Here is a 22,858-nt window from a genome sequence, read left to right on the forward strand (position 1 = left end):
TAAGCAGCACCGTACACCTTCGTACACCACGTACATTTCCGTTCCTTACGACCATGTCAAATCCAAAACGCGCAATTCGTAACATCGCTATCATCGCCCACGTTGACCACGGCAAAACCACGCTCGTGGACAAGCTGCTGCGCCAATCCGGTACCTTCCGTGAAAACCAGGCAGTCGAAACCCGCGTAATGGATTCGAACGACCTCGAAAAAGAACGTGGCATCACGATTCTGTCGAAGAACTGCGCGGTTGAATACGAAGGCACCCACATCAACATCGTCGACACCCCAGGCCACGCCGACTTCGGTGGCGAAGTCGAGCGCGTGCTGTCGATGGTCGACTCGGTCCTGCTGCTGGTCGATGCGCAAGAAGGCCCGATGCCACAGACCCGCTTCGTGACGCGTAAAGCGCTGGCGCTGGGTTTGAAGCCGATCGTCGTCGTCAACAAGATCGACCGTCCGGGCGCACGCGCCGAATGGGCGATCAACCAGACGTTCGAACTGTTCGACAAACTGGGCGCCACCGACGAACAGCTCGACTTCCCGGTCGTGTTCGCATCGGCCCTGAACGGCTACGCCAGCCTGGACTCGGAAGTGCGCGAAGGCGACATGACCCCGCTGTTCGAAGCCATCCTCAAGCACGTTCCTGTGCGTGACGACAATCCGGACGGCCCGCTGCAGATGCAAGTGACCTCGCTCGATTACTCGTCGTACGTCGGCAAGATCGGCATTGGCCGCATCTCGCGCGGTCGCATCAAGTCCGGCCAGGACGTGATCGTCCTGAACGGTCCTGATTCGACCCCGATCAAGGGCCGCATCAACCAGGTGCTGAACTTCAAGGGCCTTGAGCGCGTGCTGGTCGACGAAGCGGTTGCCGGCGACATCGTGCTGATCAACGGTATCGACGAAATCGGCATCGGTTCGACCATCTGCCAGCCGGACACCCCGGAAGCGCTGCCGATGCTGACCGTCGACGAGCCAACCCTGACCATGAACTTCATGGTCAACAACTCGCCACTGGCCGGCCGCGAAGGCAAGTTCGTCACCAGCCGCCAGCTGCGCGACCGCCTCGACCGCGAACTGAAAGCCAACGTTGCCCTGCGCGTAGCGCCAACCGACGACGACACGATTTTCGAAGTCTCGGGCCGTGGTGAATTGCACCTGACGATTCTGATCGAAAACATGCGTCGCGAAGGCTTCGAGCTGGCCGTATCGCGTCCACGCGTGGTGTTCAAAATGGTTGATGGCGTGCGTCACGAGCCGTTCGAGCAACTGTCGGTCGACGTTGAAGAAGCCAACCAGGGCGGCGTCATGGAAGAACTGGGCCGTCGTCGTGGCGACCTGCAAAACATGGAATCGGACGGCAAGGGCCGTGTTCGCCTGGAATACAAGATTCCTGCGCGTGGCCTGATCGGCTTCCAGGGCGAATTCATGACCCTGACCCGCGGCACCGGCTTGATGAGCCACGTGTTCGACGAGTACGCACCGGTCGACAACTCGAAAGGCGAAATGGCTGGCCGTCGCAACGGCGTGCTGATCTCGCAAGACGATGGCGCCGCTGTTGCTTACGCAATCTGGAAACTGCAGGATCGCGGCCGTATGTTCGTGGTCCACAACGACCCGGTGTACGAAGGCATGATCATCGGCATTCACTCGCGTGACAACGACCTGGTCGTCAACCCGATCAAGGGCAAGCAGCTGACCAACGTGCGTTCGTCGGGAACCGACGAAGCGGTGCGCCTGGTACCGCCGATCCAGATGTCGCTCGAATACGCGGTCGAATTCATCGCCGACGACGAACTCGTTGAAATCACGCCAAAATCGATCCGCCTGCGCAAGCGCTACCTGAAAGAGCACGAGCGTAAAAAAGCTGGCCGCGATTCCGCGTAATTGACTAGCGCCAACGGAGTGCACTGCATTCCGTAGCGATAACGCCTTCCCCTGGACCTGTCCGGCGGAAGGCGTTTTGTATTCCACAAGCTATTTCTTAATGGGGGTCAGCGCGCTGACTCCTAACTTTCTGCTGACGAAGGAAAACGTATGTCTTACCCGTATCTCAGCGATGTCGTCAAGGACCTGACCGGCATCGACCTGCCCTTGCCGATCGCCACCTTCGGCCTGCTGGTCGCGTTCGCCATCCTGGCCGGGGCCGCCTGCCTCAAGCGTGAACTGGCGCGCCTGCATGCCGATGGCCGGGTCGGACCGGCGTACAAGCGCGTCAAGGGCGACGATGGCGTCGTGGCCGAGGTGGCGGTGCCACCGCAGGACATCGTCAGCGACCTGGCCTTCATCGTGGTGCTGGTCGGCATTGTCGGGGCGCGCCTGTTCCATATCCTGGAGCATACCGACCAGTTTCTTCTCAATCCGTGGAGCATGATTTTCAGCCGCTCGGGCCTGAGCGTGTTCGGCGGGCTGATCCTCGGCACGGTGGCCGGCGTGGTGTGCCTGCGGCGCTGGAAATTGCCGATCCGCCCGCTGCTCGACGCGGTGGCGCCCGCCATGATGCTCGGCTACGCGCTCGGCCGCGTCGGCTGCCAGGTATCCGGCGACGGCGACTGGGGCACGGTCGCCAACATGGCGCTGAAACCTGAGTGGCTGCCGACCTGGTTCTGGGCGCAAACCTACGACAACAATATCTTCGGCGAAGTGATCGCCGCGCCGGGCGTGTATCCGACCTCGGTGTACGAGACGGTGATAGCGCTGGCCTGCTTCGCGCTGCTGTGGGCGCTGCGCAAGCACCGCTTCCGGAGCGGCTGGCTGTTCTCTGTGTATTTGGTGCTGGCCGGTATCGAGCGCTTTGCAATTGAACAAATCCGGGTCAACCCGGTGATGAGCATCGGCGGCGTGCATGCGAGCCAGGCAGAGATCATTGCCGTGCTGCTTGCGCTGGCCGGGCTAATCGGGATGGCGCTACTAAGCCGTCGCGCCGCACCAGCATCAGGCCCGACGCCGGCGCTGCCGATGCCATAGCCGATGCCGGACTTGCCGGTTTCGTACCGCAAAAACCACACCGGGGTCTGACCCCGGTGTGATACTCCGATGTGATGCCGGCAATATTGAAAACGCCACCGCAGCCTGGGCTGCGGTGGCGTCGTGGCATACGCCCAGGATTCTATTCAACTTTCACATCGCCCCGGTACCAATCGTTTCCTACCTGCCTCAAATCCGGTGCCTGCGCCGAGCCGAGGGCGCCCGAGCCGCTGCGGCTGTCGTCGATATAGGTCACTTTGCCGATATCGACCGTATGGTCGCGATCATAGGTGGTGCTGTGAAGAACCATGGTGCCGTTCGCCCAATCGATGCTTTTGAGCTTGCCCTGCTCGATCGTCGCATTGATGGACCCGCCAAAGTGGCCGTGGGCCATGAGGTAAGTCCCGATCGGGGTGTTTTGAAGTTGCTGCTTGATGCTGTCCGTGCTCATGTTCATGCTCTCCAGTTAATTAATGTACCGGGCATATTCCTGCGCAGCGAAGCGCAGGCGCTTTCCTTACACAGGCTTCTTCTCGTCGATATAGCGCGTGTCTGCTTCAGGACGGCGCCCACAGCTACACGGCCAGCCCGCTCGGACATGGGCGGCTCTGCGAATCTGTTTGATACATTGATTTGCATTACAGGCAAGATTACCCGCAGGATAACAGCGGAATCACTATCTTTTCTGATAGTTATCTTATAGTCAATTCGATGCCCATCGGACGAGGGACGGTGGCAAGTGCGGCGGCATGCCGCCAGAGTGTCGCAAAACCGGGGTCAGAGCTTTAACTCGAAACATTTCAAGTTAAAGCTCTGACCCCGGTTGTAAAAGCTCTGACCCCGGTTGTAGGTGGAATCGCGCTTGAAGCAGGGTAGTCGCGAAAATTGCGAATCAGAGGTCAGACCCCGGTGGGGGATTAATGCAGGCCGAGCAGGGCCAGCACGCGCTCGCGGCTGATGCCGACCAGCGCCGAGGTGATCGCCAGCAAGGACTCGTAGTTCGGCGTGCTGGCGGTGTCGGCAAAATCCTGCGCCATCACTTCGATTTCGGCCGCCGGCGGCTGGTTGGCCGCAGCCCGGCCGGCCGCCGCACTGAGCGCCTGGCTGGCCGCGTCCTGCGAGCGCTGCACTTGCGAGAGCGCTTGCACGACTTCATGCAAACTCTGGCGCAAGGCGTCGCTGTCGTCGGCCCGCCATTGCTGCGGCGCGACGACGTCGGTGTCGGCTTCCACCGCTACCCGTCCCACCCCTTGGATCGAGAGCGAGTCGCGCACCATCGGCCAGGCGTTTTCGGGCGTGGAAAAGACCAGCGCGCCGCTGCCGTCGGCGCTCACGCGCATGTTGGCCGGCGCCAGCGCGCGGTCGAAGCGCACCACGATTTCATCGCGCGTGAGGGTCGGGTCGACCACCACCGTCAGCGGCTGGGTGTTGCTGCCGACCGAGAACGACAGGGTCTGGCCAGCCCCGGCGGTGAGCATGTCGAGGGTCAGGCCCTTGATCCGGAAACGCTGGCTGGCCGGTTGGGGGCTGGAAAAGCTCAGGCGCGCGTCGACGCTGCCGCCGCTGGCCTGGCGCCGCTTGTCCATGGTCGCGCCGAGCTGGCGCAGATGCGCTTCGATGGCGCCGCTGTCGCCGCGCCGCGAACTGAGCCTGGCGCTGATTTCACCTTTGAGCGCTTGCAGCTGGCCGGCCACTTGTTCGAGGAAGTCGAGCGCTTGCTGGGCGCTGGCGACGTCGCCCTGGATCTGGTGGTCGACGCTGGCCAGGCCGCGCCGCAAGGGCGGGGCCGCGCCCCGCACCGGCTGGGCCGGATTGAGTTGGGGAGGACGCGCCTGGCCGGCGCCCGGGGCGGCTTCGCTGCGCACGCCGGCGCCGTTGACGCTGTTGGCGCCGGCCGGGCCGCTGGTGGAACTGGTGGTGGGGCGGATCGCTTCCATGGCGTTATAGCGCCGCAAACAGGGACAGGTTGCCGATCTTGGCGTACGCCTTGTAGGTCGCTTCCAGCGCGCTGGTGTAGCCGCTCAGCTCGGTCGCGGCGAGGCCGTAGTCGAGCTGGCCGATGTCGGTCAGCGCCATCTGGTTCGACAGGCTCACGTTGCTGTGGTTTTCGTCGAGCGTGCTGATGATGTTCTGGGCGCCGCCGAGCACTGCGATCTTGCCGGAGATCAGTTCGAGCGCGCTGTCGAAGCCGTCGAGGTTGGCCGCCAGCACCGCGCGCACGGTCGGGTCGTTGGCCGTCGCGCCCGGGGTGCCGAGGGTGGCGATGGTCAGGTCGAGCTGGTTGAGCATGCTTTCGATGCCGTTCATGTTGCCGTTCGCAACCTGGGTGATGCCGTTGCCGACCACCACCGTCTGGTCGTTGGTGTTGCCGGCGTAGCTGTAGCGCGAGCCGGCCGGGGCCGCCGCGTTGTAGGCAATCGGCACGGTGCCGGTCTGGGTGCCGGAAAACACGTAGCGCCCTTCCTGGTCGATCGAGTTGGCGGTGTAGAGCAGGCTTTCGCGCAGCGCGGTCAGGGGCGAGACCATGGCGGCCAGGTCGGCCGGGGCGTTGCCGCCGTCGGACGACCAGACCAGCAGGTCGCGGCCGGCCATCATGTCGTTGACCATGCTGCCGAGGTAGGCTTCGTTCTTGGTCAGGCGGATCTTGAGCGCGCCGATATTGGCGCGGTACTGGGTGACGTCCGATTCTTCGCGGTGCAGGCGCGACATGCGCACCGTGTCGACCGGGTCGTCCGACGGCAGCAGGATGCGGGTGCGGCTCGACATCTGCTGGTTCACGTAGCTGATGCGCTCCTGGTTCAGCTGGAGCGAGATATTCATCGTCGATTGGTACTGGCTGGTGGCAATCCGCATACGTTTCTCCTTAACCCATCATGGCCAACGTCGCATCGAACAGCGAGTTGGCAACTGACATTACTTTCATGTTCGCCTGGTACATATTCTGGTACTCGACCAGATTGACCGCTTCTTCATCCTTGTTCACGCCGCTGGTCGAGGTCCAGTCGTCCATCGCATGGTTGCGCATGGTCTCGGCGGTGGCCAGGGCGATCCGGTTTTGCTGGCTGTCGACGGCGAGCTTGCCGACCAGCTGGGAATCGGCGTCGCTGACCATGACCGAGCCGATCCCGGACAGGGTGACCGACTGCTTCTTGATGTTGATCAGTTTTTGCAGGTTGCCGCTGTCGCCCGGGGTATTATCGCCCGAAAACGCGAGGTCGGCGGTCTGGTAGCCGGCCGTGACCTGCAGCATGTTCGACGGGCTGCCCGGGGTGAACACGAACAGCGGGCCGCCGTTGGTGCCGTTCATGGTGTAGCCGGCCGCCAGTTGCGTATTGACCTTTTGCGCCAGCTGCTGGGCCAGGTCGGAGACGTCTTGCTGCATCGGCAGCAAGATATCGCGTTCGAACAGGCCCAGGCCGCCGAGCTGGGCGCCGACGGCGGCTTTGTCGAGCTGGAACGAGGAGCCGGCGAAGTCGACCCGCATGTTTTGCGTGGCGCCGCCTTCGGCCACCAGGGTCGCCGCGATGTCGCCGATCACCAGCGCCTGGCCGGTCTTGAGCGAGATGCTGCGGGTGCCGTCGGGCTGGTCGGTCACTTCCAGGCCAACTTGCGTGGAGAGGGCGTCGATGGCCATGTCGCGCGCATCGACCAGGGTCGAGGTGCTGCTGCCGGAGGCGCTGGCCAGGCCGATCTGGCGGTTCAGGTCGGCGATGGTCTTGATCGAGGCGTTGGCCGAGGAGACAATCGCGCTGCGCTGGTCGCGCAAGGATTGCAGCTGGCCGTTGTACAGGTTGTTCATGCTGTTGAAGCGCTGCGCCATGGCGCCGGCGGCGGTCAGCACTTGCTGGCGCAGCGGGGTCGAGGTGGGATCGACGCCGGCCACCGCGTTGAGCGCCTGGAAGAATTTGTCGACGCCGCTGCTCAGGCTGGCATCGTTGTCGCCCATCACGCGCTCGAGCTGGGTCAGGTACGGCTGGGTCTGGGAATACTGGCCGACCCCGGAAGCGGCGCGCCACAGTTGCTGGTTCTTGTAGCCATCGGAAAAACGCAGTAGCGTATTGACCGCCACCCCGTTGCCGGCCGAGCGCGGGCCGGCCTGGGGACCGACTGCGGTCAGCAGGGCCGACTGGCGCGTGTAACCCTTCGTTTGCAGGTTAGCAATGTTCTGGCTGGTGGCCTGCAGGGCGAGTTGGGAAGCAAGGGCGCCGCTCAGGGCGTTGTTCATGATGCTCATGGGTCAGTTCTTTCTCGATGCTTACTCGATGGGCCGGCAAGGTTGGGTCGTCATACCTACAAGGCGACCAAATACTTGCCGCCATTAAATTTTTTGTGGCGGAGTTTGGAGCGGGATGGCGGACGAGGCCGCCGGCGCGGCGGGCGCCGCAGCGGGTGCGGCGGCGGACGGCAGCAACTGGCGCAAAATGGCGTCGGCCACGCCGAAGGCGCGCTGGTGCGCCATCTGGCCGGCCATCATGTTGTCGGCCATGTCTTGCATGTCACGGTTGACCGGGTCCTTGAAGACGCTGTCGTCGTCGGCCATGGCGCGGGTGCCGCTGCGCATTTGCTGCAGCATATTGCCGATAAAGAAACTTTCGAATTCGATGGCGGCCTTGGTGGCCTTGGCCACGAACACCGGGTCGGCGGCCGGGGCGATGGCCGCTTCATGGCCGGGGCCCATGCCGGCGCGGTTGAGCGTGGTGGTCAGGTCGAGTGGGTTCATGGCGGGACTCCTTAGATAACGACCAGTTCGCCTTCGATGGCGCCGGCCTGGTCGAGCGCTTGCAGGATCGCCATGATGTCGTCGGGCGAGGCGCCCAGACTGTTGACGATGTCGACAATGGTTTGCAGCTTGGCGCCGGCCGGCCATTTGAACATGCGCCCCGAGCCCTGGTCGACCGATAACTTCGATTGCGGGGTGACTGCGGTGCGGCCGCCCGAAAACGCGCCGGGCTGGCTCACGGCCGAGCTTTCGGCGATCACCACCTTGAGCGCGCCGTGGGTGACGGCGGCGGCCCTGACGCGCACGCCTTCGGCGATCACGACGGTCCCGGTGCGCGAATTGAACACCACTTTCGGCACGTCGGTGCCGACCTCGACCGTCAGCGCCTGCAGCTTGGCCATGAAGGCCACGCGCTCGGTCGGGTTGGCCGGGGCGATGACTTCGATGCTGGCGCCGTCGGCGGTGGTGGCGAGCGGGCCGAAGCGCCGGTTGATGGCTTCGACGACATTCGTGGCGGTCTGGAAGTGCGGCGTTTTCAGGCGCAGCATGACCTCGGCGCGGGTCGAGAAATCGCTGCCGATTTCGCGTTCGATGTTGGCGCCGTTGGGAATGCGCCCACCGGTCGGGGTGTTGACGGTGACGCTGGAACCGCTGGCGCCGCTCGCGTTCAGGCCGCCGACCACCACATTGCCTTGCGCCAGGGCGTAGACTTCATTGTCGGCCGCGCGCAATTGGGTGAGCAGCAGCACGCCGCCGCGCAGGCTTTTCGAGTCGCCCAGCGAGGAAACGGTCACGTCGATCGGCTGGCCGCGCCGGTAGCCGGGCGGGAACACCGCGCTGACCATGACTGCGGCCACGTTCTTGTTTTTCGCTTCGGCGCCGTCCGGCAGCTTGACGCCGAACTGCTTGAGCATGTTGACCACCGACTGGCTGGCGAACTTGACCTGGGTGCTGTCGCCGCTGCCGTTCAGGCCCACCACGAGGCCGTAGCCGACCAGCGGGTTCTCGCGCACGCCTTCCACGCTGACCAGGTTGCGCAGGGTTTGCGCGGCCGACGCCGGCACGGCCAGGCAGGAGAGCATCGCCAGCACGGAAAGGGGGAGGGAAAGGGTACGGAAAAGAGCGCGAGATGGCATGGTGTTTCCTTAGAACGACACGAACAGCGATGCGGCGTTTAGAACGGCATCCAGGGACCGAGGAAGAAGCGGGTCAGCCAGCCTGGCTGGTTGGCGTTGGCGAGCGCGCCCTTGCCGGAGTAGCTGATCTGCGCGTTGGCCACGCGCAGCGACGAGACCTGGTTGTCGGCGTCGATGTCGGCGGCGCGCAGGAAGCCTTTGAGGCGCACGAATTCTTCGCCCTGGTTCAGGGTCAGGCTTTTTTCGCCGGCCACGCGCAACAGGCCGTTGGGCAGCACTTCCTGCACGATCACGGTCAGCGCGCCGGACAGGGCGTTCTGCTGGGTGCTGGTGGCGTCGCCTTCGAAGCCGCGTTCGGCCGCGAGGTCGATCGCCGCTTTCGGGAACGTTTTGCCGAGCAGGCCGGGCGCGGTCACGCCCACGCTCGACTCCTTGCTGATGCTGGTGCCGGCGCGCTTGCTGGCCTGGGTGGTCTCTTGCAGGATCACGGTGACCACGTCGCCGGTGCGGAAAGCGCGGCTGTCGGACGTCAGGGGCACCGCCTCGGCATTGAACACGCCGCCCGACACGCCGCCGCGCACCGCCGCACGCGGCAGCGGGGCGGTTTCGTCGGCCATCGCGCGCGCTGGCGGCTGCACGCTGCTGGCGCAACCGCCCAGCAGGGCCAGCGCAAACAAAGCGGCGACGGCGTTCATCAGCGGGCCGCCTGGGCCAGGTACTGCAACATGTTGTCGGCGGCCGAGAGCACCTTGGTGTTCATCTCGTAGGTGCGCTGGGCGGCGATCATGTCGACCATTTCTTCGACCACCTGCACGTTCGAGCCTTCCAGCGCGCCCTGCTTGAGTTTACCGAAAGCGCCATCGCCCGGACGCCCTTCGGCGGCGGCGCCGCTGGCCGGGGTTTCCGAAAACAGGTTTTCGCCGAGCGCCAACAGGCCGGTCGGGTTGACGAAGTTCGACAAGGTCAACTGGCCGAGTTCGGACGGCGTGGTGCTGCCGGCGATCGTGGCCGAGACCATGCCGTTTTCACCGATGGTGATCGCGGTGGCGTTGTTCGGCACGGTAATCTGCGGCACCAGCGGCAAGCCCTGGGCGTTGACCAGGGTGCCGGTGGCGTCGACCTGCAACTGGCCGGCGCGCGTGTAGGCCGGGTCGCCGTTCGGACGGCGCACCTGCAAGAAGCCGTTGCCGGAAATGGCCACGTCGAGCGGCTGGCTGGTCGTTTGCAGGCTGCCGTTGGTGAACACTTTCTGGGTGCCCAGCAGGTGGGTGCCGTTACCGAGCTGCACGCCGGACGGCGACAGGGTATTGTCGGCGCGCTGCGCGCCCGGCTGCTGGTCGATCTGGTAGAACAGGTCTTCGAACACCACGCGGTCGCGCTTGAAGCCGACGGTGTTGACGTTGGCCAGGTTGTTGGCGATCGCCTGCAGTTTGGCGTCCTGGGCTTGCACCCCGGTTTTGCTGATCCACATTGCTGGATTCATGATCTTTTCCTTTAACGTTGACTGAGTGATGCGTCAGGTGTTTCAGCTGCCGAGCAGGCGGTTGCCGACTTCGTTCATGTTGTCGCTGGCCTTGAGCAGCTTCATCTGCATCTCGAAGCTGCGGTTCAGGCTCATGGTGGCGACCATTTCTTCGACCGCCGACACATTGCTGCCTTCCAGGTGGCGCCCGCGCACGACCACGGTTTCATCGGCCGCGAGCGGCTGGCCGCTGCGCGAGACGATCAGGCCGCCTTCGTTCTTGGTCACTTCGCCGGCTTCGGCGTTGACCAGGCGCAGCTTGTCGATCACCTGCATGTCGGCCGTTCCCGGCGCGAGCACCGAGATCGAACCGTCCGCACCGATCGTGACCGCGTTATGCGGCGGCAGCACCACCGGGCCGCCTTCGCCCAGCAGCGGATGGCCGTTGACCGAGAGCGCGCCGTCGGCGTCGATATTGATGGCGCCGGCGCGGGTGTAGGCTTCGCCACCCTGCCACTGCACCGTCAGGTAACCGTTGCCGGTGATGGCCACATCGAGGTCGCGCCCGGTTTCCTTGACCGGACCGGAGCGGGCCGAGACGGAATCGGACTGCATCCGCACATAGTGGCGGTCGTCGAAGCCCGAGCCGCCCAGCGCTTGCGTGGCTGACATTTCGAGGTTGGCGCGAAAGCCCGTCGTATCCATGTTCGCCAGGTTGTTGGCGTGGACCTGCTGGGCCTTCAGCGCGCGTTCGGCGCCGCTCAGTGCTGTAAAGATCAATTTATCCATGTTGCTCCCTCAATGTATTGAAGTATTTCCGTGCAGACACTTATAGTGCCTGCATTAAGGACTGGATCATCTGATTTTCTGTTGAAATCACCTTGGAATTTGCTTGATAGTTGCGCTGTGACGTCATCAGGCCCACCAATTCTGACGTAATGTCAACATTTGAGCGTTCCAGCGCGCCGGTATTGAGCTTGCCGGCCAGGCCGCTGCCCGGGTTGCCGTACAGGGGCGTGCCGGACAAGGAATTGGCGGTCCAGCTGGTGTCGCTCACCGCGGTCAGCGAGCCTTCGTCGGCGAAGGTGGCCAGCGCCACGGTGGCGACGACCTGGGCCTGCTCGTTGCTGTACTTGGCCATGACCGAGCCGTCCGCCGCCATTTCGACGCCGATGAAGGTGCCCGAGGTGTAGCCGTCGGCGCTGTTGGTGGTGGTGATGGCTTCACCGGCGTTCAGGGTGCTGCCGGCGTAGTTGATGTCGAGCACGACCGGCGCCGAGCCGTTGGTGGTGGTGATGTTCAGGGTGGTGGTCGGCGGCACCGGCGGCAGCGCGCCCAGGTTGGAAAACGCCAGGGCGGTGGTGGTGCCCAGCGGGGCGCCGCCGTCGACCGCGTAATGCACCGTCACGGCGGTGCCGGTACCCTTGACGAAGTACTGCGACAGGGTGTGCTGGCTGCCCAGCGAATCGTAGAATACCGATTGCTTGGCCATATTGTAGCTGCCGGCGACGGCCGGGTCGAACGTCGGGACCGGCGGCACCACCCAGTCGTTGGACAGGTTGCCGACGTAGTTGACCTTGGTGCTGGCGACGGCCGGGATCTGCCCGGTCGGCACGTTGACATTGCCCATCACCCCCAGCGCGGTGCTGCCCTTGATGGCGGCGTAGCCCTGCACGGCGCGGCCGTTGCTGTCGACCAGCAAGCCATCCTTGTTGGCCGAGAAAATCCCGACCCGGCTGTAGTTCATCACGCCCTGGCTGTCGCGGCTGACAAAAAAGCCGCGCCCGTCGATAGCGGCGTCCAGGCTGCGGCCGGTGGTGGTCACGCCGCCATTCAAGCCGATGCTCTGGGTCATCGAACCGACTTCCACGCCAGTGGCCTGGGAACCGGCGTACATGGCTGAAAAGTTGGCACGGGTGCTCTTGAAACCATAGGTGCCGGCGTTGGCGATATTGTTGCTGACCGCTTCGAGCTGGGTGTTGATCGACTGGATGCCCGACAGGGCGATTTCGAAACTCATGATGGTATTCCTTTAATTTGCGGTGGAGGAGTTGGCGGCCGCCAGCGATGCGCCGGACTTGCCGTTGAAGCCAGTGACGGACGACGGCGCAACATCGCCGATTCCTGCCACCTTGAGGACCACGCCGCCACCGGCCGACATGCGGACGCTGTCCAAGCGGCCGATGACTTCGATGGCGTCGAGCGCACCGGCGCTCGTTTGTACCTTGATATCGTATTTGCCCGGCGCCAAACCGAGCGCGACCGGATCGATCGAAAACGTTTGCGGACCGGCGCCGCGCGAACCGAGCTGTACGGCATGCTTGACGCCGTCCGCGCCGGTCAGGGTCACGGTGTTGGCGGCGCTGGCGCCCGGCAGGGTGATGCTGGCCTTGATCGCCTTGTCGTCCAGGCGCACGCTGGTGGTATTGACGGTGATGTCCGAGCCCACCTGGGCGCCCAGGGCCAGGGTCTGGATGCTCTCTAACACGCTGGCGCTGGTGCTGTTGAGCTTGGCCAGGCTTTGCATCGCTTCGGTCTGGCTCAACTGGGAGAGCTGGTTGACGAACTGCGACGGATCGCTCGGCTCGAGCGGGTCCTGGTTGCGGATCTGCGCCACCAGCAGCTTGGTGAACATGTCTTGCGTTTCGCTGGCGGGCGCCTGGCCGATCACGGTGTTGGCGTTGCCGGCCGGCTGGTTGGTCGCGCCGTTGATGTTATTGGTCAGCATGGGATCAGCCTTCGCCGAGTCGCAGCAGGCCCGCTTGCATCGACTTGATGCGTCCCAGGACTTCCACATTGGTTTCAAAGGCGCGCGACGCCGACATCATGTCGGTCATCTCGGCCACCTGGTTGACGTTCGGGTAGAACACCATGCCGTCGGCGTTGGCCACCGGATTGCCCGGCTCGTAGGCCTTGCGCAGCGGTTCGGACGATTGGACCACGTCGAGCACCTGCACCCGGCTGCCGGCGCCGAGCTTGCCCGAGCCATTGTCGAGCATGGCCGCGAACACCGGTTTGCGGGCGCGGTAAGTTTCGCCTTCCGAGCCGGAGACCGAATCGGCGTTGGCCAGGTTGCTGGCGATGGTATTCAAGCGCACCGACTGCGCCGCCATGGCCGAACCCGCAATTTGGGAAATGTCTTTAAAGCTCATGATTATTGTCCTGCGATAGCTTTGGCCAAACCCTTGAGTCGCATGTTCACGAACGTCAGGCTGGTCTGGAAATCGGATGCGTTTTGCGAGAACGCGGCTTGTTCGACGCCGATTTCGACGGTATTGCCGTCGGCGCTAGGGTGGTACGGGACGCGGTACAGCGCGTCCTGATCGTCGGCGCCGAGGCCCGGCATCTCCGACTCGGTCTCGATTCGCTGCTGCAGCATGGCGCCGAAGTCGACGTCACGTGCCGTGAATCCCGGCGTGTTTTCGTTGGCGATATTGGCCGCCAGTACGCGCGTGCGGTCGGCGCGCAGGTGCAGCGCGTCGGCGTGCACGCCAAGTGCCTTTTGGAAATCAATCGACATGAAGCTTCCTCCGTGAATGAACTGCAGTGTGAATCTGGTTAAAATGACGCTGTGCGGCGTTCCTTGCGTCGTGCGCAACGATTGCCAAGGTGCTATTTATGCTTGATGTCCGCCGCGCCAACAAGGCGTTGTTACTGCCATTAACGGCCGCCGCGCTGATTTCATTAGCCGGGGGCAACACAAATGCTGCTGAAATGTCGATCACGACCAGGTTGGAGCAGGCCGCGCGCGAGCAGTTGATGCGCCAGGCCGAAACCGCCGGGCTGGCCGAACCGCAATTGACTGTCAATGTTGCAACGCCGCGCGCGGCGCCGCCGTGCGCCAAAGCGGTCCAGATCGAAGCGGTCGACACGCGCACGCCGGCGCGCATGCGCTTTGCCGTGCTGTGTCCCGACGCCGGCGGCTGGCGATACGAATACGTCTTGCGCGGATCGATCAGCGCGCTGGTGGCGGTCACCGCCGCGCCGGTCGCGGCCGGGCAAATGCTCACGGCGCAGGATGTCACTTTGGAACGGCGCGATGTCACCACCTTAAACGATGCGCTCGGCTCGGCCGAGGCGGCCACCGGGCAAGCCTCGCGCCGTTCGCTGCGGGCCGGCGAAGTGCTGCGCCAGGCGCAGTTGAGCGCGCCGGTGCTGGTCAAGCGCGGCGAAGCGGTGGTCATGCTGGCGCGTTTCGAGGCGCTCGAAATCAGCACCGCCGGCGAAGCGCTCGACGCGGGCGCCATGAATGCGCTGGTGCGGGTGCGCAACCTGGCCAACGGCCGGGTGGTGCGCATGCGCGTGATCGCGCCCGGCACGGTCGAGCCGGCCGAGATTGCGCGTTCGGCGCAACCCTGACGCAGCGTCAATATCATTCAGACGCTCCCTGCAGGCGCGCGGCCAGTTTGGTCAGCTTGGCGGCGTAGGCCGGATCGGTGGCGTAGCCGCCCTTGGCCAAGCCCTGGGCAAAGGCGCCGGCATCGCTGCCGGTGCCGATGGCGGCGGCGTAGCGTGGATTGTCCAGCAACATCTGGGCGTAGTCGCGGAAAGCGGCGGCCTGGTCCGGATAGCTGCGGAAACGTTCGGTTTTCTTCACTGCCGCGCCGTGTTCGAATTCGGTGGTGGCGTTGTCCGAGACCTCGCCCTGCCAGCTGGAACCAGCCTTGATACCGAACAGGTTGTGGGTGCTGGCGCCTTCGGCCTGGCGCAGCGGACGCTGGCCCCAGCCCGATTCCAGCGCGGCGTGGGCCGACACCAGTTGCGGCGCCACGCCGAGGCGTTCGCCGGCTTCGCGCGCCCACGGCGCGATCTGGTCGAGGAAGGCTTTTTGCCCGGAACCGTCGGCAAAGGCGGCGCCGGCCGTGCTCGTCGGCGCCACTTCCGCGTCCTGCAAGCGGGCCTGCAGCATGCGGCCCTGCGGGCTCAGGCTGGACATGCCGGACTCGGCGCTGCCCTGGCTGATGAAATCGGCGATGTCGTTTTGCATCGACTTGTAGACGCCGCCGAAACCGGCGCCGCCGCCGACGGCCGCCATCGGACGGGTTGACTGGGTCGGTGCGGTCGGGCTGATCGCGGCCGTATGGAATTCAGCGTGCTTCATACAAGGTCTCCTCGCCGTGCAGCACACGCTGCATGATGGAAAATTGTTCGGTCAGCAAGGCGCTGTTGCGAACATTCAAACGTTTGCATTCAAGTACCAACTGTCCCAGCGCTTGCCAGTCGGCGTTCATGGCCTCGCGTTGCGGCGCGGCCACGGTGGCGATGAAGGTCGCCATGTCGGCGCTCTTGCCGCACAGGGCGCGCACCAGGGTGACGCGCTGCACGCGCCGCTGTTCCATGGCCTCGAGCAGGGGCGCCAGTTGTTCGGCCAGCTCGGACAATTCGGCGCTGCGGTGGCGCAGGGCGGCCTCGAACTGGCGGCCCAGCAGCGCCAGGATGGCCTGGCAGGCATCCAGGTCGGCGGCGAGGCCGGCGGTGAGCGTGCCGATGGCTTGCTCGCGCGTCATGCGGCTCATCCCTGGCCTGCGTGAAAGCGCTGAATCAGGCCGGCCAGGCGGGCCGCATCGAACGGCAGCTCGCCCTTGGCCAGCGCGTCGCGCAGTTGCGCCACGCGCTCGTGGTCGATCTCGGGCATGGCGCCCAGCGCGGCCATGGCCGGTTGCAGCACTTCCGATTGCAGGGCGCCCGAGGCGGCGGCCACGCCGGCGCCGCCGCTCGTGCTTTTCAGCTCGGAAACCTCGGCGGCGCCGCTGCGCTGCACCGCCGAGGCGTCGGCGGACGCACCGCCCGAAGAGATTTTCATGCGTGGACCTCGGCTTTTGGATTGGATCGTCATGATTAATTGGCCCGGGCGTCGGCGCCCTTGATGTGCTTGACGTTGCCCAGCTTTTCGCGCAGTTGTTCGACCGAGCCTTTGGCGCCGACGTCCGTTTCGGCGCCGATCTCGTTCTTGCCCGGCACGCCGAACATGGCGGCCACGGTGTCGGCCTGGGTGCGGGTCAGGATCAGCATTTCGATGCGGCGGTTCACGGCCGCGCCCGAATCTTCCGGGTCGTACGGCGCGCGGTCGGCCATCCCGACCACTTGCAGCACGCTGTCCGGATTCATCGACCCTTGCAGTAACTGGGAACGGGCCGCCATGGCGCGCGCGTTCGACAGGCTCCAGTTCGAGTTGCCATCCTGGTCGCCGGCATATTTGCGGGCGTCGGTGTGGCCGATGATGAGCATCTGGTTTGCCATTTTCGCGAATAGCGGACCCATCTGGCGCATCAGGCGCGCGAAGCGGTCGGTCGGCATCGCGCTGCCCAGCAAAAACATGCCCTGGCGGTCGGTGTCGTGCAGGGTGACGCGCAAGCCGTACGGGGTGACCACCGCTTCGAGGTTGTTGGCCAGGCCCGCTTCCACGCTCATGGTGCCCAGCTTGCGCGAGAGCACCGCCAGTTCGGCCGGCGAGTCGTAGCGCACTTTCGGGCCTTCGCCGCCGTTTTCCTTGTGCGGCGAGGTGCCGCTGTGGGGCATCGAGAAGCGCTCGATCAGGCTGCCGCGCGGGCCGCCGCCGATTTCCGGCTTGTTGCCCTGGCCATCGGCGTAGCTGCCGTTCTGCTCGCGCACCATCGCTTTCATGGTTTGCTGGTCGCGCGCCGCCATCAGCCACAGCACCAGGAACAGGGCCAGCAGCGCCAGGCAAAAGTCGGCGAAGGCGACTTTCCAGGCGCCGCCGTGGTCGTCCTCGTGCGCCTTGCCACGACCGCGGACGATGATCGCCGCGTCGTGCTTGTCATGTTTATCATGCTGCTTTTGCACGCTGCTCTCCTGCCTTGTCGGTGGCGCGCCGTTTCGGCGATCCGGACTCTTCGCCTTCGCCGCCCATGGCGTTGATCCAGCTTTCCAGTTGCGCGAAGGTCGGCTTGATGTTCAGCTGCACCAGGCGGCGGCCGGCATCGATCGCCAGCAGGGCCGGTTTGCCGGCCACGTGGGTGACCAGCACGACTTTGACGCATTCCATGTTCGACGCTTCCTGGTTGACAAGCTGTTTCATCATGTTGCTGATCGGGTCGAGTACGCCGTAGCAAAAGAAAATCCCGAGGAAGGTGCCGACCATCGCGGCGCCCACCTTGGCCGAAATCGCCCCCGCGTCGGCGCCCTCGGCCACCGAGTTCATCGCCAGCACGATCCCGAGCACCGCCGCCAGGATGCCGAATCCGGGCATCGCTTCGGCAATCTTGTGCAGCGACTTGGACGGCTGCACCAGCTCTTCGTGAATGGCTTCCAGTTCCTGCTCCAGTACGCCTTCAAGCTCGTGGGCGTTGATTTTGCCCATGGCCATCAAACGGAAATTATCGACAATAAACGCCAAAAGTTTAGGCTCTTCCAGCACCAGCGGATAACGCTGGAACAGGACCGACGATGCCGGGTCTTCCACGTGGGCATCGAGCGCTTTCAGGCCGCCGGCGGCGGTTTGCAGCAATTCGTACATCAACAACAACAACTGGCGCTGGAACTCGGAACCCTGCTTCTTGCGCGTGATGATCTTGCGCATCTGGGTACTCAGTTCCTTGAGCACGTGGTTGGGATTACCCAACACCAGCGCCCCGGCGCCGCCGCCGGCAATGATCAAAATTTCGACCGGGTGCCAGATGGCATCGAAGGTGCCGCCCATCAGCACAAAGCCGCCGAAGATACAGCCGAGAACGATGGCAATGCCGACTAGAGGCTGCATAGTAAATTCCTTTGGTGAGTCGTGATACGCTTAAGTGGTGGGGAAAACATCCTCAGTTCAGCCTTTGAGGGCTGCTTTCATCTTGGCCAAGGCCGCTTTATTGAGCTGGCAGACGCGTGCATCCGACAAATCGAGCACGGCGGCCACTTCCTTGTAGCTCAGTTCGAATTCGTAAATCATCTGGATCACGCGCTGTTCGCGCTCGTCCAGGGCCATCAAGGCTTGTTCCAGGCTGCGCTTGACGATGAACTGCTCTTCCGGGCCGGGGGCGCTGTGGGCGCGCTCGGCGGCCTCTTGCAACACTTCGTCGAAGCTGAGCAACAGTTCGGCGCCATCGTCGAGCTGGTACTGGGCGTACGCTTCGGGCGACAAGCCAAGGGCGGCGCCGGCTTCCTGGTCGCTCGGTTCCCGTCCCAGCGAACGGGTCAGGGCGCGCACCTGGTCGCGCATCTTGTGGCTGTCCTGGCGCACCGCGCGCGGACGCCAGTCCTGGCGCCGCAGTTCGTCCAGGATCGCGCCGCGGATGCGCAAGGAGGCGAAGCTGCCGAAGCCGGCGTCGGGCATGCCGTAACGGCGCAGCGCTTCGAGCAAACCCATCAGGCCGATCTGCTCCATGTCTTCGCGCCCCATCACGGAAGATACCTGGGCGTTCAACTGGCGCACGATGCGCTTGACCAGGGGCGCGTAGGCCACCAGCTGGCGCTGCTCTTCGCGGGCGTCGAGCACGGGGGCGTACTCGGCGACCTGAGCGGCCACATGCGCGCCGGCATGGTCGCCGCCGTAGTCGGCTTGCCCGGCGGCGCCATGCCCGCCCAGGTAGCTGGCGGCGCTGCCGCTGTCGGTGTAATCGGCGTGATAGGCCACGAGATCCTCAGGCTATTCGATGATCAGTTTGCCGATCATGACTTCGGAGAACGGCTTTTCGAGCTTGTCCTTGTCATAAGTGGCGGCGAAAGTGCTGTTGAGCTGCTCGGCGTACTGCTCGACCGTCAGGTCCTGCGCCGCGCTCATGGTGTGCGCCGAGAGGGCGCGCACGGCCACGCTGCGCAGCATCGGCAGGTCATCCTTGGCTTTCTTTTCCTGCTCGACCGTGGTCGAGAGCACCAGGTCGGTCGAGATGTAGTGCGCCTGGGTTTCGCCGGGACTGCGGCGCAGCATGACGATGACCTTGTCGAGCGAGACATACCTGGCCGGTTTTTTCTTCGGCGCTTCCGGCTCGGCGTGCTTGCCTTCCTTGCCCGGCATCGCTTGCTTGAAGTACAAGGCGGCGCCGGCGCCGGCCGCGCCCAGCACGCCCAGCACCACAAACACAATGATCAGTTTGGTCGATTTTTTCATGCCACGACCTCACGCCCGGACAGGGAGAAGGTGCCGGACGGCTGGCCCGCTTCGGACAGGGCACGGCCGGGATCGTTCTCGTTCGTTTCACGCTCCGGCTGGCGGCCACGGCCCTGCTGTTCGCCGAAGGCGGCGCCGCTGCGCGGGGTTGCCGTAATGGTCACGGCGACATCGCTGAACTGGCGCGAGGCCAGGTCGGAGCGCATGGCGTCGCTGACGTTGTTGAGCTGGCGCCGCACTTCGCTGTTGGTGGCGCTGATGTTCACTTCCAGCACGCCGCCGGCGGCGTGGCGGATCGCAATCTCGATGCGGCCCAGCTGCGGCGGATCGAGGCGGATCACGGCCTGGTCCAGGTTGCGGCCCAGTTGCAGTTGCAGGCGGTCGCCCAGCGCTTCGCGCAGCGGCTGCTGCCAGTCGGCCGGGTTGGCCGGCAGTTTCACGTCGACCGGGGCGGCCACGGTGGTGTTCTGGGCCGCCAGGGCATTCGCGCCGGCCATGATGTTGGCCGCGCCGGTCACCGGGACGTCGCTGCGCAGCATGCTGTCGGCCGGGGCGGCGAACGGCTGGGCGGCGCTGGCGAGCGTTGTTTTCTGGGCGGTCGGCGCGCCGGCCGGGGCGCTCTCGCTGGCGCGCAGCGGCGCGCGCGGCGCCGGGGCGGCGGCGGCCAGGGCGGGCGCGGGCACGGCCACCGGGGCCGCGGCGGGCGCGCGCACCTCGGCCGCGCCGCTGTCGGCGCTGGCCTCGGTGGTGGCGGCGTCGCCGCTGTTGGCGGTCGCGACGGGCGGCGGCGGCGCCTTGAAGGTGAACGAGACGGTGCTGGCCGGAAGCGCCGCCTGGACCGGGGCGAATGGCGCGGCTGGCAGCGCTGGCGCGGCCGGCGCCGCAAGGCTGAGCGCCGCGGTGGCGCCGGCGGTGGCCGTGGTGCCGGCGGTGCTGATCGGCGCGGCGCCCTCCAGCGCGGCGCCGTCCAGCGGCGCCGGCGTGCCAGCCATGGATGCCGGCATCGAGGCCGGCAGCGAAGCCGGCATCGCTGCCGGCAGGACGATGCCGAGCGGCAGGTTCATGCCGAACAGCGAGCTCATCGTCATGGCCGGCGTGCTGGCGCTATCGAGATCGGGCGAAGGCAGGGCGGGCGCGTCGGCCAGGGCCGGCAGCTCGGCCAGGCCGTCGACGGGGGCGTCTTCGCCGCTGGTTTCGCCGTCGGCATTGAACTGGCCGGCCGGGGCGTCGAACGCGAGCCAGCTGGCAAACAGGGGCGCGGCCTGGGCGGGCGCGGCAGCGGCGCCTGGCGCGACTGGCACGGCTGGCGCGGCCACAGCCGGCGCGGTCGCTGGCGCTGGCGCGGCGGCGCCGCTGGCGGCCGGCGCGGCCGGGGAAGGGTTCAGGTTAGCGAGCATCATGGTTATGCCTGGTTACGTTCTGTGTCGGTTTCATTGTCGAGGGCGTAGGCGATAAACCCGGCTTTGTTCGTGTGCATGTGGTTCATCTGCGCTTCCAGCGCGTCCAGCTCGGCGGCGCACAGTTCGGCCGCCTTGTCGTGCTGCGCGCGCAGCGCTTCGAGCGCGCGCGTTTCAGGCGCGCTCCACGGGCCGCCGGCCGCCAGCACCCGCAATTCGCTGCCGAGGGCGCCGACGGCGCGGTCCAGCGCGACCCAGTCGCGCGCATTGCCGGCGGCGGCCAGGGCCGCCGTCAGGGCGTTCAGGGCGGCGCGCCTAGGCATTGCGCGCCTGCACGCCAAGCCAGCCCTGGCGGATCGTGCCGAGAATCTCGACCACTTCGTCCAGCATGGCCGGGTCCATCTTGATGCCGGCGCCATGCAGGCGCGCGGCGCAAAAGTCGTACAGTCGTGCCAGGTTTTCCACCACGTCGCCACCTTGCTCGAAGTCCAGCGAGCTGGACAGTCCATTGATGATTTCGACACATTTGTCGATGCTGATCGCCTTTTGCTCGTAGCGCTTGCCGAGGATGTGGCCGCGCGCGCGGGCCAGCTCGTCGAGCAAGCCATCGGTCAGCAGCAGTACCAGCTCGACCGGTGATGCACGCGCCGTCTGAGCATCAAGGTTAACCGAGTGGTAGTCGCTGTAAGCGTCGGAATAGGACATCTTTTCCTCTCCTTATTAGGATTTATCGCCGAACAGTGCGTCGAACATGGAGGTGTTGGACGCCATCCGGCTTTGCAGTGTCTGCAATTGTGTAAATTGCGTCAGATAGCGCTTGTAGGCGCTGTCGTACTGCTTGTCGAGCTGGTCCTGGCGCTTGGTCAGGCTGGTCTGCAGTTTGGTGTTCTGTTCCAGGCGCTGCTTGAGCTGGCCGTCGGTGCTGCTGCTCCATTCCTTCAGGTAGCTGTCGAGGCTGCCTGCGATGCCGCTGCTGCTGCCGTTGACGCTGCTGCCGATCAGGGTGTCGAGCCCTTTCGGCGAGACCGCCAGCTGGCTGGTCAGGCGCGTCGCGTTCAGCGACAGGCTGCCTTCGCGGGTGGCCACGATGCCGTAGGCGGCCAGGCTGTCGGCGCCGTTCACGCCGCGCAGCATGCTCACCATGCGCCCTTGCAGCACGCGCACGCCGCCATCGTTGGCGAACGCGCCGGGGGTGGCGCCCTTGGACGGGTCGCCCGGCGCGACCATGGCGTCGATCACGGCCTTGAGCTTGTTGTAATCGTCGACGAATTTCTGCACCTTGGCCACGGTGCCGGCGTTGTCGCTGGCCACCGTCAGGGTCACCGGCGCATCGCCCGGGGCCTGGGCCTTGGTAAAGGTCATGGTCACGCCGTCGACGTTGGTAAACACGTTCGAGGCCTGGGCGATCGGGGTGCCGGTGCCTTGCGCGCCGAGCCAGACCAGGGCGTCCTGGCCGGTAGTGACCTGGGTGGGCGGCGCGGACAGGGCGGCTTTCAGCCCGGCATTGCCCACCGCCGCCGTGTTGATCGAAATGTTGCCGGCCGCGCCGGTCGTCTTCGAGGTCAGCATCAGCTGGGTGACACCGTTGACGGTGACGATCGAGGCCGATACGCGCCCGTTGTTGGTCGGCTCGGCATTGATCGCGGCCGCCATTTCGCGCGGGGTCAGGGTGGCGTTGCCGTCGCTGTTGGCCGTGGCCAGGTTGACCGTGAAGCCGGGCGCGCCGCCGAATTCGATGCCGAGATTGCCGCCGTCGGCGGCGCTGTCGGCCAGCCCGGCGTAGGAGACCTGGTTGGCGGTGGCGATGCGTTCGACGAAAAAGCTGTAGCTGCCGGCGGTCGCGTTCACGCCCGCGCTGGCGCTGCCGACCGCGGTGTTGCTGAAGGTCGCGGCCTGGCTCAGCATGGTCTTGCCGGAGGTCAGCGACAGCAGCGAGCTCTGGTAGCCCGAAATGGCCGAGCGCAAGGAGGTCAGGGCGGCGGCGGCGCTGCTGGCCTGCTTGGTCTGGGCCGTCAGGATGCTCTGGCGCGCCGAGGTGTAGTTGGTCGCCAGGCCCGCTGCCGTGGTGGCCGGATCGTAGTTATTGCCAATGGTCGCCATCAGGTTTCTCCAGAGA

The 22,858-nt window shown here is 65.2% G+C and carries 27 protein-coding genes; 3 read left to right on the top strand and 24 right to left on the bottom strand.

Translation table 11 applies throughout. The features are described from left to right. The first annotated feature begins 53 nt into the window (after nucleotides 1–53). Both typA and F2P46_RS24010 read left to right on the top strand, forming a co-directional pair. On the top strand, nucleotides 54–1,889 hold the full coding sequence (gene typA / locus F2P46_RS24005; RefSeq protein WP_166894942.1) for a translational GTPase TypA: 1,836 nt from the start codon (nucleotides 54–56) through the stop codon (nucleotides 1,887–1,889). Between the two features lie 150 nt (nucleotides 1,890–2,039). Further along, on the top strand, nucleotides 2,040–2,969 hold the full coding sequence (locus F2P46_RS24010; RefSeq protein ID WP_166894944.1) for a prolipoprotein diacylglyceryl transferase: 930 nt from the start codon (nucleotides 2,040–2,042) through the stop codon (nucleotides 2,967–2,969). 142 nt (nucleotides 2,970–3,111) lie between these two features. Here the strand turns inward: F2P46_RS24010 and F2P46_RS24015 are convergent, their stop codons facing one another. From F2P46_RS24015 to flgB, 13 genes are all read right to left on the bottom strand, one after another. After that, the gene (locus F2P46_RS24015) at nucleotides 3,112–3,420 is read right to left on the bottom strand and encodes a hypothetical protein (RefSeq protein WP_166894946.1); all 309 of its coding nucleotides are present in this window, start codon (nucleotides 3,418–3,420) and stop codon (nucleotides 3,112–3,114) included. Between the two features lie 466 nt (nucleotides 3,421–3,886). After that, entirely contained in the window at nucleotides 3,887–4,906 is a 1,020-nt protein-coding gene (locus F2P46_RS24020) for a hypothetical protein (RefSeq protein WP_166894948.1), read from the bottom strand. 4 nt (nucleotides 4,907–4,910) lie between these two features. Next, nucleotides 4,911–5,822, bottom strand: coding sequence for a flagellar hook-associated protein FlgL (gene flgL / locus F2P46_RS24025; protein ID WP_166894950.1), 912 nt, complete (start codon nucleotides 5,820–5,822; stop codon nucleotides 4,911–4,913). Nucleotides 5,823–5,832: 10 nt separating this feature from the next. Beyond that, nucleotides 5,833–7,203: a flagellar hook-associated protein FlgK gene (gene flgK / locus F2P46_RS24030; RefSeq protein WP_166894952.1), complete on the bottom strand. Its 1,371-nt coding sequence runs from the start codon at nucleotides 7,201–7,203 to the stop codon at nucleotides 5,833–5,835. A gap of 84 nt (nucleotides 7,204–7,287) precedes the next feature. After that, nucleotides 7,288–7,689: a rod-binding protein gene (locus tag F2P46_RS24035; RefSeq protein WP_208296754.1), complete on the bottom strand. Its 402-nt coding sequence runs from the start codon at nucleotides 7,687–7,689 to the stop codon at nucleotides 7,288–7,290. A gap of 11 nt (nucleotides 7,690–7,700) precedes the next feature. Further along, nucleotides 7,701–8,825 carry a flagellar basal body P-ring protein FlgI gene (locus F2P46_RS24040; RefSeq protein WP_166894954.1) on the bottom strand — a complete coding sequence of 375 codons (1,125 nt, stop codon included), beginning with the start codon at nucleotides 8,823–8,825 and terminating at the stop codon, nucleotides 7,701–7,703. A gap of 38 nt (nucleotides 8,826–8,863) precedes the next feature. Then, nucleotides 8,864–9,520, bottom strand: coding sequence for a flagellar basal body L-ring protein FlgH (flgH, locus tag F2P46_RS24045; protein WP_166894956.1), 657 nt, complete (start codon nucleotides 9,518–9,520; stop codon nucleotides 8,864–8,866). Continuing rightward, the gene (gene flgG / locus F2P46_RS24050) at nucleotides 9,520–10,308 is read right to left on the bottom strand and encodes a flagellar basal-body rod protein FlgG (RefSeq protein WP_187362720.1); all 789 of its coding nucleotides are present in this window, start codon (nucleotides 10,306–10,308) and stop codon (nucleotides 9,520–9,522) included. The genes flgH and flgG overlap by 1 nt, the downstream gene beginning before the upstream one ends. Nucleotides 10,309–10,350: 42 nt before the next feature. Continuing rightward, on the bottom strand, nucleotides 10,351–11,076 hold the full coding sequence (locus F2P46_RS24055) for a flagellar basal body rod protein FlgF (protein ID WP_166894958.1): 726 nt from the start codon (nucleotides 11,074–11,076) through the stop codon (nucleotides 10,351–10,353). A gap of 40 nt (nucleotides 11,077–11,116) precedes the next feature. Beyond that, complete coding sequence (locus F2P46_RS24060) at nucleotides 11,117–12,307, bottom strand: flagellar hook-basal body complex protein (RefSeq protein ID WP_166894960.1); 1,191 nt, start codon at nucleotides 12,305–12,307, stop codon at nucleotides 11,117–11,119. A 12-nt stretch (nucleotides 12,308–12,319) separates the two neighbouring features. After that, entirely contained in the window at nucleotides 12,320–13,015 is a 696-nt protein-coding gene (locus tag F2P46_RS24065) for a flagellar hook capping FlgD N-terminal domain-containing protein (RefSeq protein ID WP_166894962.1), read from the bottom strand. A gap of 4 nt (nucleotides 13,016–13,019) precedes the next feature. Next, nucleotides 13,020–13,439: a flagellar basal body rod protein FlgC gene (gene flgC, locus F2P46_RS24070; RefSeq protein WP_166894964.1), complete on the bottom strand. Its 420-nt coding sequence runs from the start codon at nucleotides 13,437–13,439 to the stop codon at nucleotides 13,020–13,022. A 2-nt stretch (nucleotides 13,440–13,441) separates the two neighbouring features. Beyond that, nucleotides 13,442–13,807 carry a flagellar basal body rod protein FlgB gene (gene flgB, locus F2P46_RS24075; protein ID WP_166894966.1) on the bottom strand — a complete coding sequence of 122 codons (366 nt, stop codon included), beginning with the start codon at nucleotides 13,805–13,807 and terminating at the stop codon, nucleotides 13,442–13,444. A gap of 194 nt (nucleotides 13,808–14,001) precedes the next feature. On the opposite strand from flgB, the gene flgA reads away from it, so the two are divergent. Continuing rightward, entirely contained in the window at nucleotides 14,002–14,646 is a 645-nt protein-coding gene (gene flgA / locus F2P46_RS24080; protein ID WP_166894968.1) for a flagellar basal body P-ring formation chaperone FlgA, read from the top strand. Between the two features lie 13 nt (nucleotides 14,647–14,659). Here flgA and flgJ read toward each other — a convergent pair whose 3' ends face one another. From flgJ to fliD, 11 genes are all read right to left on the bottom strand, one after another. Continuing rightward, on the bottom strand, nucleotides 14,660–15,388 hold the full coding sequence (gene flgJ / locus F2P46_RS24085) for a flagellar assembly peptidoglycan hydrolase FlgJ (protein ID WP_166894970.1): 729 nt from the start codon (nucleotides 15,386–15,388) through the stop codon (nucleotides 14,660–14,662). Then, nucleotides 15,375–15,803 carry a flagellar export chaperone FlgN gene (flgN, locus tag F2P46_RS24090; RefSeq protein ID WP_166894972.1) on the bottom strand — a complete coding sequence of 143 codons (429 nt, stop codon included), beginning with the start codon at nucleotides 15,801–15,803 and terminating at the stop codon, nucleotides 15,375–15,377. The genes flgJ and flgN overlap by 14 nt, the downstream gene beginning before the upstream one ends. Next, nucleotides 15,800–16,090 (bottom strand): flagellar biosynthesis anti-sigma factor FlgM, encoded by a 291-nt coding sequence (flgM, locus tag F2P46_RS24095; RefSeq protein ID WP_166894974.1) that lies wholly within the window; start codon nucleotides 16,088–16,090, stop codon nucleotides 15,800–15,802. Before flgM ends, flgN begins: the two co-directional genes overlap by 4 nt. Nucleotides 16,091–16,125: 35 nt before the next feature. Continuing rightward, entirely contained in the window at nucleotides 16,126–17,091 is a 966-nt protein-coding gene (locus tag F2P46_RS24100; RefSeq protein ID WP_166894976.1) for a flagellar motor protein MotB, read from the bottom strand. After that, complete coding sequence (motA, locus tag F2P46_RS24105) at nucleotides 17,075–18,007, bottom strand: flagellar motor stator protein MotA (protein ID WP_166894978.1); 933 nt, start codon at nucleotides 18,005–18,007, stop codon at nucleotides 17,075–17,077. Before motA ends, F2P46_RS24100 begins: the two co-directional genes overlap by 17 nt. Nucleotides 18,008–18,064: 57 nt before the next feature. Continuing rightward, a complete protein-coding gene (locus F2P46_RS24110) occupies nucleotides 18,065–18,763 on the bottom strand; it encodes a FliA/WhiG family RNA polymerase sigma factor (RefSeq protein ID WP_368737953.1) in 699 nt (232 codons plus the stop codon). Between the two features lie 120 nt (nucleotides 18,764–18,883). After that, nucleotides 18,884–19,345, bottom strand: coding sequence for a flagellar basal body-associated FliL family protein (locus tag F2P46_RS24115; RefSeq protein ID WP_166894980.1), 462 nt, complete (start codon nucleotides 19,343–19,345; stop codon nucleotides 18,884–18,886). After that, complete coding sequence (locus F2P46_RS24120; RefSeq protein ID WP_166894982.1) at nucleotides 19,342–20,745, bottom strand: flagellar hook-length control protein FliK; 1,404 nt, start codon at nucleotides 20,743–20,745, stop codon at nucleotides 19,342–19,344. Before F2P46_RS24120 ends, F2P46_RS24115 begins: the two co-directional genes overlap by 4 nt. A gap of 2 nt (nucleotides 20,746–20,747) precedes the next feature. Beyond that, nucleotides 20,748–21,065, bottom strand: coding sequence for a hypothetical protein (locus F2P46_RS24125; RefSeq protein ID WP_166894984.1), 318 nt, complete (start codon nucleotides 21,063–21,065; stop codon nucleotides 20,748–20,750). Further along, nucleotides 21,058–21,447 (bottom strand): flagellar export chaperone FliS, encoded by a 390-nt coding sequence (fliS, locus tag F2P46_RS24130; RefSeq protein ID WP_166894986.1) that lies wholly within the window; start codon nucleotides 21,445–21,447, stop codon nucleotides 21,058–21,060. The genes F2P46_RS24125 and fliS overlap by 8 nt, the downstream gene beginning before the upstream one ends. Nucleotides 21,448–21,462: 15 nt before the next feature. Continuing rightward, on the bottom strand, nucleotides 21,463–22,842 hold the full coding sequence (gene fliD, locus F2P46_RS24135) for a flagellar filament capping protein FliD (protein ID WP_166894988.1): 1,380 nt from the start codon (nucleotides 22,840–22,842) through the stop codon (nucleotides 21,463–21,465). Nucleotides 22,843–22,858 lie beyond the last annotated feature (16 nt).

It is taken from the genome of Massilia sp. CCM 8734 (assembly GCF_011682155.1).
Classification (GTDB): Bacteria; Pseudomonadota; Gammaproteobacteria; order Burkholderiales; family Burkholderiaceae_D; genus Telluria_A; species Telluria_A rubra.

Excerpts from the sequence above, each read along its gene's own strand:
- F2P46_RS24115 (WP_166894980.1), bottom strand. The coding sequence starts at position 19,345 with ATGAAAAAATCGACCAAACTGATCATTGTGTTTGTGGTGCTGGGCGTG.
- F2P46_RS24015 (WP_166894946.1), bottom strand. The coding sequence starts at position 3,420 with ATGAGCACGGACAGCATCAAGCAGCAACTTCAAAACACCCCGATCGGG.
- fliD (WP_166894988.1), bottom strand. The coding sequence starts at position 22,842 with ATGGCGACCATTGGCAATAACTACGATCCGGCCACCACGGCAGCGGGC.
- typA (WP_166894942.1), top strand. The coding sequence starts at position 54 with ATGTCAAATCCAAAACGCGCAATTCGTAACATCGCTATCATCGCCCAC.
- F2P46_RS24010 (WP_166894944.1), top strand. The coding sequence starts at position 2,040 with ATGTCTTACCCGTATCTCAGCGATGTCGTCAAGGACCTGACCGGCATC.
- flgJ (WP_166894970.1), bottom strand. The coding sequence starts at position 15,388 with ATGAAGCACGCTGAATTCCATACGGCCGCGATCAGCCCGACCGCACCG.
- flgA (WP_166894968.1), top strand. The coding sequence starts at position 14,002 with ATGTCGATCACGACCAGGTTGGAGCAGGCCGCGCGCGAGCAGTTGATG.
- motA (WP_166894978.1), bottom strand. The coding sequence starts at position 18,007 with ATGCAGCCTCTAGTCGGCATTGCCATCGTTCTCGGCTGTATCTTCGGC.
- F2P46_RS24055 (WP_166894958.1), bottom strand. The coding sequence starts at position 11,076 with ATGGATAAATTGATCTTTACAGCACTGAGCGGCGCCGAACGCGCGCTG.
- flgK (WP_166894952.1), bottom strand. The coding sequence starts at position 7,203 with ATGAGCATCATGAACAACGCCCTGAGCGGCGCCCTTGCTTCCCAACTC.
- F2P46_RS24120 (WP_166894982.1), bottom strand. The coding sequence starts at position 20,745 with ATGATGCTCGCTAACCTGAACCCTTCCCCGGCCGCGCCGGCCGCCAGC.
- flgG (WP_187362720.1), bottom strand. The coding sequence starts at position 10,308 with ATGAATCCAGCAATGTGGATCAGCAAAACCGGGGTGCAAGCCCAGGAC.
- F2P46_RS24060 (WP_166894960.1), bottom strand. The coding sequence starts at position 12,307 with ATGAGTTTCGAAATCGCCCTGTCGGGCATCCAGTCGATCAACACCCAG.
- flgN (WP_166894972.1), bottom strand. The coding sequence starts at position 15,803 with ATGAGCCGCATGACGCGCGAGCAAGCCATCGGCACGCTCACCGCCGGC.
- flgB (WP_166894966.1), bottom strand. The coding sequence starts at position 13,807 with ATGTCGATTGATTTCCAAAAGGCACTTGGCGTGCACGCCGACGCGCTG.
- F2P46_RS24020 (WP_166894948.1), bottom strand. The coding sequence starts at position 4,906 with ATGGAAGCGATCCGCCCCACCACCAGTTCCACCAGCGGCCCGGCCGGC.
- flgH (WP_166894956.1), bottom strand. The coding sequence starts at position 9,520 with ATGAACGCCGTCGCCGCTTTGTTTGCGCTGGCCCTGCTGGGCGGTTGC.
- F2P46_RS24035 (WP_208296754.1), bottom strand. The coding sequence starts at position 7,689 with ATGAACCCACTCGACCTGACCACCACGCTCAACCGCGCCGGCATGGGC.
- F2P46_RS24125 (WP_166894984.1), bottom strand. The coding sequence starts at position 21,065 with ATGCCTAGGCGCGCCGCCCTGAACGCCCTGACGGCGGCCCTGGCCGCC.
- flgC (WP_166894964.1), bottom strand. The coding sequence starts at position 13,439 with ATGAGCTTTAAAGACATTTCCCAAATTGCGGGTTCGGCCATGGCGGCG.
- flgL (WP_166894950.1), bottom strand. The coding sequence starts at position 5,822 with ATGCGGATTGCCACCAGCCAGTACCAATCGACGATGAATATCTCGCTC.
- F2P46_RS24040 (WP_166894954.1), bottom strand. The coding sequence starts at position 8,825 with ATGCCATCTCGCGCTCTTTTCCGTACCCTTTCCCTCCCCCTTTCCGTG.
- F2P46_RS24065 (WP_166894962.1), bottom strand. The coding sequence starts at position 13,015 with ATGCTGACCAATAACATCAACGGCGCGACCAACCAGCCGGCCGGCAAC.
- flgM (WP_166894974.1), bottom strand. The coding sequence starts at position 16,090 with ATGAAAATCTCTTCGGGCGGTGCGTCCGCCGACGCCTCGGCGGTGCAG.
- fliS (WP_166894986.1), bottom strand. The coding sequence starts at position 21,447 with ATGTCCTATTCCGACGCTTACAGCGACTACCACTCGGTTAACCTTGAT.